This is a genomic window from Agriterribacter humi (assembly GCF_009192765.1).
GTDB lineage: Bacteria > Bacteroidota > Bacteroidia > Chitinophagales > Chitinophagaceae > Agriterribacter > Agriterribacter humi.
On sequence record NZ_VOHQ01000004.1, the window covers coordinates 110,380 to 122,643 of the forward strand.

Consider the following 12,264-nt stretch of genomic DNA (forward strand, 5'->3'; position numbering starts at 1 on the left):
AAACGCGCTTCCTTCCTTTTTTATTGTTCTGAGGGAACCAGCAGATATCCACTTTTTAAAAAGCAGGAGGGATGCTGCTTTACAGTCGTTTTCCACAATTTGTTGATAAACGTATATTACCCTATTTTTGCCGTCCATAAAAAATACATTCATTATTATATGTCTATTATTCAGACTATCCGGGACAAAGCTGCTGTTTTGGTATTTGGGATTATCGGTATCAGCTTAATTGGGTTTTTAGTGCAGGATGCTTTTGTTGGAGGTGGCAGCCATTTGTTTACTGCCCCGTCTTCCACCGTAGGAAAAGTAAATGGCGTTGCTATTGAAAGGGAAAGTTTTGATGAAAGGGTGAGAGCTATGGAAGCGCAGTACCAGTCGCAGGGCTACCGCGTAGATGAATCTGTGCGTCAGGAAATTCAAAACCAGATATGGAATGGTTTAATAAGCAAAGAACTGATAACTGCAGAAGCTCAAAAACTGGGTATAGACTTTACATCCAAAGAATTTACAGAATTGTTATTTAGTGAAAATGCACCACAGGAATTTAAACAACAATTCACCGATCCTAAAACAGGCGTATATAATATTGAAGCGGCACGCAACGCTTTTAAAACATTGCAAAAAAGCAAGGATGCCGCTCAACTGCGGCAGGTGAATGATCAGTTGATTGATCCCATTGTACTGAGCCAGATACAAAAAAAGCTCATGACCATTTTTACCAATGGTACCTATATACCCAAATGGTTAATTGAAAAACAAAATGCAGTAACAGGCCAGGTGGCAGACATTTCTTTTGTGGGCTTGTCTTATTCAACAGTTGCCGATTCATCAGTGAATGTTACAGATGCGGAGATTAACGATTATATACAAAAGCATAAAGACAATTTTAAGCAGGAAAAAAGCCGGAGCATTGCGTATGTATTATTTAATGCGGCACCCAATAAACAGGATAGCGCCAATTTGTGGAACAAAATGGAAGAATTGAAAAAGCCATTGGCCGAAGCAGCGGATGCCGGTGTTTTTGTTACAAGGCAGGGAACAAAATCGCAGTTTTTCGATGGTTACATGAACAAAAGCCGTATTCAGGTACCGGTTAAAGACTCTTTGTTTCGGTTGTCGCCTGGTGAAGTGTATGGTCCTTACTATGATGGGAACTCCATTGTAATTGCCCGTATGATCGGATCGAAAGTATTGCCCGATTCGGTAAAAGCCCGTCATATATTAATAGGAACAATTAACCCTCAAACAGGTCAGCCAACACTTGCCGATTCTGTTGCCAAAAAAAGAATAGACAGCATACAGCAGGCTATTGCGGGTGGCGCTTCTTTCGAATTATTGGTTACTAAGTATTCAGATGATGAAGGATCAAAAGCAGTGTTTGGTAATTTAGGTTATTTTCCAAACGGTCAAATGGTAAAAGCCTTTAATGATTTTGCTTTTGAAGGAAAAACAGGTGACAAAGGCGTTGTAAAAACGGAATACGGATACCATTATATCGAAATTCTGGATCAGAAGAATTTTGAGCAGGCATATAAAATCGCCTATTTGTCGAAACCCATTGAAGCCAGTGTGGAAACAGATCGTGCAGCCTCAGCAGCGGCCACGCAATTTGCTTCTGTAAGCCGTACAGCCAGGGCTTTTGATGAGAATGTTGTTAAGGAAAAACTCAATAAACGCATAGCAGAAAGTGTAAAAGATATGGATTACCAGGTTACGGGGGTCGGAACATCCAGAGCATTTATTAAATGGATATATAACAATAAGCCAGGAACGGTTTCGGATCCCATATCGGTAGGTGACCAATATGTGGTGGCGCTTATTACCGGTGAAAAAGAAGAGGGCGTGCAATCTGCTGAAGAAGCAAGGATAATAGTAGAGCCGCAATTACGGAATAAAAAGAAAGCTGCTCAGCTTGTTGCGAAATTTGGTAAATATGCGTCCATTGATGAAGCAGCGAAAAATACGGGCCAACAGGTTCAGCAGGCAGACAGTATACGGTTCGCCGATAATTTTAAACCGGCATTCGGTAATGAATTAATATTGATAGGAGCCGCGCTAAATAAAAATTATCAGGAAAAAGTATCGCCGCCGCTCGCCGGCAATACCGGGGTGTATGCACTACAGGTAAAAAATTTAGGAGCCTTGCCTAATGATGCCGCCAACGTTGAAGAACAGCGTAAAGCAACAGCGATGCAAATGAAACAAACGATGGGTTATGCTGTGATGCAGGCATTGAAAGAAGCAGCAACGGTAAAAGATACCCGTATGAAAGCGGGGTATTGATAAACGATACTATTTATTCCCAAAGAGTCGCCGGCTTAAAGTTGGCGACTTTTTTTATTTCGGTAACTTTGCTTTATGAATGATGTAATAATTAACAAAGTAGCCGAAAGCGGCATTGTTACAATAGATTTGGAAACCTTTTATCCTAAAGTAGAGACAGCGGTTTTTGATATCAAAGACTACCTGTTTAAAGGATTGATTTTAAAAGAAAAGGATTTTAGGGAAGCACTAAAGCATACAGACTGGCAGCAATACAATGGAAAATATATTGCTTTAACCAATACTGCAGATGCCATAATACCCATGTGGGCCTATATGCTTGCCGTTTCTTATTTGCAGCCGCTCGCCAAAGACATTGTATTTGGCAGTGAAAGGAACTTACTGCAAACACTGATGCTCAATAATATTTCAAACATAAGCGTGGATGATTATGCGGGCAAAAGAATTGTTATAAAAGGATGCGGCGATGTGGTGCTCCCGGAAGCGGCTTATGCGGCCATTACACAAAAATTACGTCCAGTGGTTAAAAGCCTGATGTATGGCGAACCGTGCAGCACAGTGCCTGTGTATAAAGCTGCTCCTGTTAAGCCACAATAAATTGCTTTTATCGAACAGCTTTGTAAAGATTTATTTTCTTTTTAATCCGCTGAGGTATTCTACAATATTTACCAATTGCTGCGTCCCCATTCCTTCTGCTAAACCCTGTGGCATTAAAGACTGATCATAAAGGGTTTTGGAAACGATATCCGATTTCTTGTATTTTTCAATGATACCGCCAATCATTTTAATACTGATCTCGTCTTCTGTTTGGCTGGCAATATATCCCGATACTGAAGCGCCGGTTTTCAATTTAAAGGCATATCCTTCAAAGCCAAAGCTGATGCCTGCGGAGGGTTCAAGAATAGAAGTGAATAAAGCGTCTTTCGATAGTTTTGAACCAATTTCAGAAAGATCGGGTCCAAAAGCAATACCCTGATCTTTTACCTGGTGGCAGGAACCACAGTAAGTTGCGAAGGCAACTGCGCCAGAATCTGCATTGCCTTTCATTTCCATTAATTCCGGAATGGGAGGTAGCTTATTGGTTTGTAGTTTTATAGCCAGGTATTTGGCAGCCTCTTCCTTCAAATCCTTCCTGTGTGTTTTTGTAAAGATGTTTGTAACAACCGCTTCAAGGTCTTCGGGTAATTTTTTGTTTTTTACCAGTTGGAGCAGGCTGGCTTCGCCGGATCTGCCGGTAGCAAATGCACTTACCGCCTCCGTTCTTAATTGAACCGGATTGCTTTTATTGATAAGGAATTGCTGTAGTATATTTCTTGAAGCATCACTACCCGCTTTACCCAGCAGGTTTATCATTTGAGCAGCGGCCTCATTTTTTTGTTGCAATGTTTTAGCAATAAGCCCGCTGCCTCCCGATTCAAGCAGTAGCCGCAAAGCATCTGCTTTTGTCGCTTCATTGTTACCTTGTTTCACTAATTCCAGAAGCTCGGTCTTTTTATTTTTTAGTGCATACTTTCTTACCAGGTCCACATAAAGCTGTGTTCCTTCAGCACTGTTCAGTCCGTGCTGAATGGCCCTTTTTACCACTGCCGTTTGGGGAGTTTTGGCATCAAGCTGCAACAGCGTTAGTGCATCAATATTATCCTGCTGCGGATGATGCCCTTCTAATAAGGATAACAATACCTTTTGTTTTTCTCCCCCTTTATAAAAATCAAAGGCACGGAAAAACTTCAATTGCTGATTGGGGTTTGTGGTGGGATCGCTGATGATTTGCGCCAGTAAGGGTAATGCCGCAGCTGCTCTTGCCCGCCATACGATATCTTTTCCCGCGGGAGTGTTCCAGTTATTGTTTACCAATTGCAGCCAGGCATTAAAATAGTGATCCCATTGTCCTTCTGCAGCAATACCTAATGCTTCAAGATACCATCGGTCTTTGCCGTTATATTGCTGCGCCAGTTGTGCCCAAACTGCGGAGGCTTCGGGTGAATTGTTGCGGTGAAGCGCCAGCACAGCTTCTCTTTTTACCTGTATGCTTTCATCTTTGAGCAATGATTTTACTATGGCAATAGTGTCTGCTTTTATTTGCAAAGCGGCTCTTAATGCGGTAATGCGGATATTGGGATCCTTATCTTTTAATGCCTCCTGAACATAAGACAAACCCTTAGCAGGAATTTTACTCAACAGCCATAAAGCGCGGGCCCGAAAACGTGGATTTTCCGAGGCGTATAATTTTTCCAGGGGCAATGCTGCTGCTTCACCCATGCCATTTAATTTTTGCCATGCTAAGTAACGGGTAGAGAGGTTGGGGCTTTGTAAAGCGCTTACCGCACCTTCAATGGTTGTAAGATCTAATGCAGGAATTTTGTAGCCCTTATGATCTTTTGGCGTAACCCTGAAGATCCTCCCTTTGGCAAAATCTTTTACCTGGTGACCACCTACGCCGGGGTCGTACCAGTCGGAAATAAACAAGGATCCATCGGGTGCAATACAAACATCGGAGGGGCGGAACCAGTTGTCGCCGGTTCCTTCTGCAATATTATTAATGCTGGCGGTATACCCGGCACCATCGGGTGCAACAGCATAGGAGCGCACTACATTGGGCCCGGCATCGCTGTGTATCAATTGGCCCCTGAATCTTTCGGGCAACAGGTTGCCTTCATACACCAGGATGCCTGTTGGCGAACCGGCACCGGTTTGTAACATATTGGGCACTACGCCGGGATCGTTTAAATGCCAGTGACGGTAAGGAATGGAATCTTCGAGGTTCATACGTCTTTCCGGCCAGGAAGCCCCGGTTATTTCATCTGTAAATCCATAATTGCCATAGGGCATTACATAGTTAATGCGTACACCGCGATTGCCGTCATCATCGTTGTCCGATTGCCAAAGGGTTCCATAAGAATCTTCTGCTACCTCGTAGGGGTTGCGAAAATTATTACCCAATACTTCCACATTCCTACCATTTGTATCACACCTGAATACCATGCCCTGCCTCCAGGGGTGGCCGTTAGCTATAATTTCTTTTCCCGAAATATCTTTTACAGGGTTGCCATGTTTATCTTTTAATCCTTTGCCTTCGTTTCCGAAATTAAAATACAGCTTGCCGTCCGGGCCAAAATTAAATGCATGTATGGCATGATCATGTTCCTGGCCGCTGATACCGGTAAAAAGTGTATCTTTTTTATCGGACACGCCATCGTTATTTTCGTCGGTAAATAGATAAACACCCGGACTTCGCGATACGATCACCTTATTGCCCAGTACTGCAATGCCTAATGCGGAGTTGATATCTTCTCCCTGGTAAAAAACGGTTTGCTTATCAGCTTGTCCATCGCCATCGCTGTCTTCAAGTATTACGATCCTGTCTCCTTCTTTTTTATAAGGATTATCAGGATTGAGCGAGTAACGGTAATTGTAGCCTTCGCATACCCACACCCTGCCCATTTCGTCAATATCCATATTGGTGGGATTTACCAGCATGGGTTCATGGGCGAACAGGCTGATCTGCAGATCAGCCGCTCCTTTCAACCCCCTTAGCGCATATTCGGGGAGGTGCTTTTGCGCATCGGAAAGCGGTTTCTCCTTACTGGTCTTTTGATCAGGCGCCCGGCAGCCCGAAAGAAGCAGGTTCATTAATAAGGTGGGGAGCAAAAAAAACAAAACTTTACGGAGTAAAAACTGGTATAAACGGGGAAATAAAAAATTCATACAAAACAGGGTTTTAAAAGCCGCAGGTGGTTTGAATCAATAAATATAAACATCTTTTGTGAGTTTGTATTTAGTGGAGTGCATGCGTTTTCAAAATGAGAAGCCGGATATTTGATAGCACGATAAAAGGCGTCAGTTTGAACTGACACCTTTTGCCGTGCTAATCTTTGTTTTAAAGAATTATGGATTCTTAATCTACAGCTATGGTATAATAATTTTACCCGTAGTAGTTCCAAAGTCGCTGCCCGATATGATAACCACATATATTCCTTTACCGGTATTTGCAGCGCCGGTAGAAACGCGAACGGCCTGGCCTGCTGTAATATTACCGGCGTTTTGTTTAGCTATGATGTTGCCACTTAAACCGGTAATGGTAATTACGGCATTGCGTATATTGCTGCCGGCTGTTACAAAAAAGGAATTACCGGTTACTATTGTGGGGTAAATGTTTATTTTATTTGCTGAAGCTGCGGCTACACGAATACTGATTGTTGCCGAATAAGTGGTAATGCCGGTCATATCCGTCATTTTTAAACGATAGTAAGCGGTACCCCGGAAAGGAGCCTGATCGGTGAAACTATATTGTGTTGCAGAACTACTATTGGACTGCACCGTGCCAATAGCGGAAAATGATGTTGCATCTATGCTCCTTTCTATTTCAAATGATTGGGGGTTACTGTTGGAAGATATATTCCAGTTCAATTGTACAGCATTCTCTTTTTCTTTTGCGGTGAATGATTGCAGGGTAATGGGCAGTAAGCTCAATGTTTGCATGGCGAAAGATATCCTGTTATCAACGGCGTTTTCATAGTATTCCAGTACCATATCATAGGTTCCGTTCAGTGAAGCACTATAGCTGGTTGTGGTATAAGAATGAAGCCCCCAGTTATTAATGATCCAGCTCGATCCTCCGTTCAAGCTTAACCTGTAGCCGTCATCGGCGCCAACGGTAAACATGTAGGTTCCCGGTGCGAAAGTTTTGCTTAACCTGTAGCGTACGCTAAAAGTTTCAGTTTGAATAGCACAACCACTGGTAGAATACGAAACATTAGCACCTCCAAAATTTTCATCGAATGAAGGATCAGAAACAGAGCCCATCTGCACCATGCCTGTATAAATGTCAAAATTAATACCATCATACACATAGCCGTTCCAGGTATTTCCCGTACCCGAAATGCTGGTGTTTTCTGTTGCGCTGCAGGCGGCAGCCAATGAAAATGAGATCCTGTTTTCTCCCCCATTTTCATAATATTCCAATACCATATTATAGGTACCATTCAGTGTTGCTGTATAAGTGGTGGCAGTATACGACTGGTCAGTCCAGCGGTTAATCACCCATGTGGAACCGCCATCTAAGCTCAGCCTGTAACCATCATCTCCACCTACCGTAAAAATATAATTACCGCTGGTAAAGGTTTTAGACAACCTGTAACGGACACTAAAGGTTTCTGTTTGTACAGTACAGCCGCCGATGATGGGATAGTTTACATTGCTTCCTCCAAAATTCTGGTCAAAGTTAGGACTGGCGGCTGAACCTTCATTTACACGGCCTTGGAAAGACCCTAAGTTCGCGTTGTTATATACATAACCGATCCAGACATTATTAGTCCCATAAACATTTGTGCTGCCGGAGCTGCATTGACTCTTTGCAGTAAATATGTTTAAAAACAAAAGAAAGGTAAGGGGTAGAAATATTTTCATATCATTCAAGTTATTGCAGAAAGATAACGGCACTCAAATAAGGGTTATTGCTTAGTCAAAAACAGTAATACACTTATTCAATTTGGGAAAACACATTTAGCGATAAACTTGATAATTTGGCATCATTTATATAATATGCTTATTAACAGCATATTATAAATTATTAATATTAATAGACCTTGATAATAGTCAAGAAAATGACATTGTTTGGCGCGGGAATTCCGAGTGAAAAGCCGGAGGTAAAAAAATCCGCATTTCGGTGAGGTGTCAAAATGCTTCGATCAATAAAGTAGATGAAAATGTGAGAATCGGATCTGAGATGCTGTTATTGTTAATTCAGGCAAATGATGCCTGTATGTTATCGTGAAAAGTGAGAGTTCGCCCGGCTAAATGCCATTCGGACGGGTCCGCCTGCCCCCCGTCCGAATGGTGTCATCGGGGCGGGCATTTGGACGGGGATAAAGGTGAAAGAGGTGTTTCGTTTCTCACTTCTCATGTTTCGCCGGCATAGTAAAAAGCATGCGTCTTACAAACTACAGTTCTTCTCCACATGCGCATTAAATCGTACCTTTGCGGCTTGTTTTTCGCTAAAGGCGGAATTAAAATAAGAAGCAGTTATGATTACAGTGAACAATATATCATTATCCTTTGGAAAAAGGGTATTATTTGACGAGGTAAACCTTAGTTTCAGCAAGGGAAATTGTTATGGCGTTATTGGAGCGAACGGAGCAGGGAAATCCACTTTTTTAAAGATTCTTTCAGGAGAAATTGATCCCAGTAAAGGAACGATAGATATTACTCCCGGGGAACGTATGGCGGTTTTGCAGCAGAATCACTTTGCTTTTGATGAGCACACTGCCCTGCAAACCGTAATGATGGGTCATCAAAAGCTGTGGCAGGTAATGCAGGAAAGAGATGCTATTTATGCCAAAGAAGACTTTACGGAAGCCGATGGCATGCGTGCCGGCGAACTGGAAGGCGAATTTGGTGAAATGGGCGGCTATACTTCGGAAAGCGATGCAGGAACCTTACTGGGTGAGCTTGGTGTTGGTGAAGAATATCACCAGGCGTTCATGAAAGAACTGCCCGGAGCCATAAAAGTGCGGATATTACTGGCACAGGCATTATTTGGCAACCCCGACATACTGATATTAGATGAGCCTACCAACGATCTTGATGTGGAAACCATCAGTTGGCTGGAGAACTTTTTGGCTGATTACGAAAATATTGTGATCGTAGTGAGCCACGACAGGCACTTTCTTGATTCAGTATGTACACATGTAGCGGACGTGGACCGGCAAAAAATAAAGATCTATACCGGCAACTATACGTTCTGGTACGAAAGCAGCCAGTTGGCATCCCGCCAGTTGTCGGACAAGAATAAGAAGATGGAAGATAAGCGCAAAGACTTGCTGGAGTTTATCGCCCGGTTTAGTGCTAACGCTTCCAAAAGCAAGCAGGCTACTTCCCGTAAAAAGGCATTGGAAAAATTAGTAATTGAAGATATCGAACCTTCCAACCGGCGTTATCCGGGCATTATTTTCAAACAAGACCGTGAAGTGGGCAACCAGGTTTTGAATATAGAAAAACTATTCAAAAAGACGGATGATGGAAGAGTGTTGTTCAGCGATGTTAGCTTTTCGGTAAACAAGGGCGATAAGATCGCTTTCTTTTCAAAAGATCATCTTGCACTCACTTCCTTTTTTGAGATCATTAATGGCAAAATGCAGGCAGATAAAGGAAAGTACGAATGGGGCACAACTATTACCAGGGCCTATTTGCCCAATGACAACGCTCCGTATTTTGAGCAAAAGGATATTAACCTCATGGATTGGCTAAGGCAATTTGTACCACCAAATGTTGCAGATGTTGATGAACCCTTTTTGCGTGGGTTTCTGGGAAAAATGCTTTTCAGTGGCGATGAGATCCTGAAAAAAACGAGTGTGCTCAGCGGGGGTGAAAAAGTAAGGTGCATGATCAGCCGGATGATGATACAAAATCCCAATCTTGTAATATTAGATGAGCCCACGAATCATCTTGACCTGGAAAGCATTCAGTCGTTCAACGAAAGCATGGTGAATTTTAAAGGCGTTGTATTGCTTACATCTCATGACCATACTTTTATGGAGACCGTTGCCAACCGCGTAATTGAACTAACACCTAAGGGTATAATAGACAGGCTTACTACATTTGATGAGTACCTGGAAGACGAAAGAGTAAAACAGCTCAGAGAAACGATGTATGAAAGCAAGGGCGTGTTGGTGTAGGGGGTATTTATAGTTTGGGGTTTGTGGTTTATTGTTGTTCGCTTCGGGTAGGAAGGATTTGAAATTTAATATTTGAGATTACATTCCGCTTCGGATTTCCTGCTTCGAATTTGAGATTTATTTGTTCTTAGTGATTTGATTCTTGGTGCTTTTGTATTTCTTCGTATTTAAAACCGGATGGCGCGAAAAAAAAAGACAATTCCTGGCTGGAAGGCTTTGCTGGTAATGACAGGCATGATGCTGTTAACTGCTGCCGGGATATATGGTTATATGCGCTGGAAGGAATATCATGTGCATTTTGTGCGGTACACCGCCTTTGGCATTGATATCCCTGTAAATTATAATATTCATGGTATAGATGTTTCTCATCACCAGGATGTGATAGACTGGGAAGAAGTGAAGAAGATGAACGTTGAAGACATGCAGTTGAGCTTTACTTTTATTAAAGCCACTGAAGGATTGGTGAACGTAGATAAATTGTTTAAACGCAACTGGTATAAGGCAAGGGAAGAGGGAATGACAAGAGGCGCCTACCATTTTTTTCTGGCCACTAAAAGTGGTAAAAAACAGGCGGATAATTTTATAGCGCAGGTAACGCTGGAGCCGGGCGATCTGCCACCGGTGCTGGATGTAGAGCAGTTATACGGAGTAAAACCCAGGGATCTTCGCATAAGGGTTAAAGAATGGCTCACCACTATTGAAACCTACTATAAGGTAAAACCCATTATTTATACCAATGTTGATTTTTACAATCATTATTTGGGAAAAGACTTTGACGATTATCCTTTATGGGTGGCGCACTACCTGCAGCCGAATAAGCCCCGCATTGAAAGGAATTGGGTATTTTGGCAACACAGCGAAACAGGGAGGGTTAATGGCATAAGCAGTAAAGTAGATTTTAATGTATTTAACGGCGATTCAGCAGCCTTCAGTCAATTATTATTAGATTAATAACCAAAGCATTTACTATGAGCAGTGATATTGAACCCGAGTTAAAACGACTCATAACTAAGATCCTGCGGGTGATAACAGCTATTATTATATGGTCTGTCATTACCATCTTCTTTGGCTTATACCTCGAATGGGCATTGGTCAGGGGAGGCTTTAATGCTTTTAATGGAATGTTCTATACATGGTTTGTAATTAGTTTCGGGGCACTCATCTATTATTTCTACAGGATATGGAGTAAGTAAGAGAAAATGCTGTGCGGGTTTTAAGCTGCCGCTTCTATTTTTAAATATATAGCTGTTCAGGACAATTTATATTTGGCGAAATCCTTATAAAAATCCCACATTCCGCCAAATATAGATATATCCCATTTCTATAAAGCTCCCCTTTATGCGGCAGAAAGTCTTGAGTGACCCAATAATCAGCCAAATAAATCCACTGCTCTTACCTGGCTTTGAATCAACTCTGTTGCATAACTGTTTTCCAGTATACCAAAGCAGGTAACCATGGTAATAAAAATACTTCTTTTGGATGGAGCAACCATTCTTACCATTGCTCTTTTATTTCTTAATTCCGCTGCATATTTTTTTGTTATGGTAAAAGGAGCGTCATAAAATTTCATTTCGCACACGTTAATGATATTGTCTGCCCTGTCTATAAGCATATCTACCTGCACGCCTTTATTCTCGTTGCCAGCCTTTTGTATATAACTGCCAGCTTCAGTATATACGGCTGCAATACCCATCGCCATTTTCATTTGTTGTAAATGCATAAAGCAAATATTTTCAAACGCATAGCCACACCAGGTTTTCCACACCGGCGTATGCTCAAGACTGATAAAACTGCCCTCCCCGCTTTTTCTTTTTCCTTCCATGAACTTCAGGTAAAACAGAGAATAGTTGTCTACCAGGCGATACAGTATATCTTTCTTCTTTTTGTTGAATGGCGGCACAGATAATATGAAATCGGATTGTTCCAGTTCTGTAAGGATGCGCGTCAGGCTGCCGCCATCATTCATTCCTGTTAGCTCAAGTATCCGGGATCGGGTAACTCCCATCCATTTGGTAGCGAGGGCACGGATAACTGCAATATGCGTATCCGGCTTATCATACAAGGAAGCGTACAATTTATCAAATTCCTCTTTTAGTAATCCGTTTGCCGAAAAACACATCTTATCAATCTGCTGCGCTACAATTTTGCCTTTTTTTATTTCTTTCAGGTAATGCGGAATGCCGCCTGTAATCATATACAATTGTATGATCTGTACCTGTTGAGGGTGATATGCGCTGTTTTTAAAAACTGTTCGGTTTCACTAAGGGTAAAGGGTTTTAAATGTATAAGCTTTGTAATCCTGTTGTGC

General features: G+C 42.0%; 8 protein-coding genes. 5 read left to right on the top strand and 3 right to left on the bottom strand.

Features of this window, described 5'->3' with window-relative positions; all coding sequences use genetic code 11:
* The first annotated feature begins 159 nt into the window (after positions 1-159).
* Positions 160-2,283, top strand: coding sequence for a peptidylprolyl isomerase (locus FRX45_RS09070; protein WP_193311641.1), 2,124 nt, complete (start codon positions 160-162; stop codon positions 2,281-2,283).
* Positions 2,284-2,358: 75 nt separating this feature from the next.
* Positions 2,359-2,880: a DUF2480 family protein gene (locus tag FRX45_RS09075; protein ID WP_152268103.1), complete on the top strand. Its 522-nt coding sequence runs from the start codon at positions 2,359-2,361 to the stop codon at positions 2,878-2,880.
* Positions 2,881-2,910: 30 nt separating this feature from the next.
* Here FRX45_RS09075 and FRX45_RS09080 read toward each other — a convergent pair whose 3' ends face one another.
* Both FRX45_RS09080 and FRX45_RS09085 read right to left on the bottom strand, forming a co-directional pair.
* On the bottom strand, positions 2,911-5,988 hold the full coding sequence (locus FRX45_RS09080) for a PVC-type heme-binding CxxCH protein (RefSeq protein WP_152268104.1): 3,078 nt from the start codon (positions 5,986-5,988) through the stop codon (positions 2,911-2,913).
* A 201-nt stretch (positions 5,989-6,189) separates the two neighbouring features.
* On the bottom strand, positions 6,190-7,689 hold the full coding sequence (locus FRX45_RS09085; RefSeq protein ID WP_152268105.1) for a PA14 domain-containing protein: 1,500 nt from the start codon (positions 7,687-7,689) through the stop codon (positions 6,190-6,192).
* A 617-nt stretch (positions 7,690-8,306) separates the two neighbouring features.
* Here FRX45_RS09085 and FRX45_RS09090 point away from each other — a divergent pair.
* The 3 genes from FRX45_RS09090 to FRX45_RS09100 all read left to right on the top strand — a co-directional run bounded on the left by FRX45_RS09090 (position 8,307) and on the right by FRX45_RS09100 (position 11,149).
* Positions 8,307-9,956: an ABC-F family ATP-binding cassette domain-containing protein gene (locus FRX45_RS09090; protein WP_152268106.1), complete on the top strand. Its 1,650-nt coding sequence runs from the start codon at positions 8,307-8,309 to the stop codon at positions 9,954-9,956.
* Positions 9,957-10,133: 177 nt separating this feature from the next.
* The gene (locus FRX45_RS09095; protein ID WP_152268107.1) at positions 10,134-10,907 is read left to right on the top strand and encodes a glycoside hydrolase family 25 protein; all 774 of its coding nucleotides are present in this window, start codon (positions 10,134-10,136) and stop codon (positions 10,905-10,907) included.
* Between the two features lie 17 nt (positions 10,908-10,924).
* Positions 10,925-11,149, top strand: coding sequence for a hypothetical protein (locus tag FRX45_RS09100; protein ID WP_152268108.1), 225 nt, complete (start codon positions 10,925-10,927; stop codon positions 11,147-11,149).
* 176 nt (positions 11,150-11,325) lie between these two features.
* Here FRX45_RS09100 and FRX45_RS23495 read toward each other — a convergent pair whose 3' ends face one another.
* The gene (locus tag FRX45_RS23495; RefSeq protein ID WP_226805139.1) at positions 11,326-12,150 is read right to left on the bottom strand and encodes a hypothetical protein; all 825 of its coding nucleotides are present in this window, start codon (positions 12,148-12,150) and stop codon (positions 11,326-11,328) included.
* Positions 12,151-12,264 lie beyond the last annotated feature (114 nt).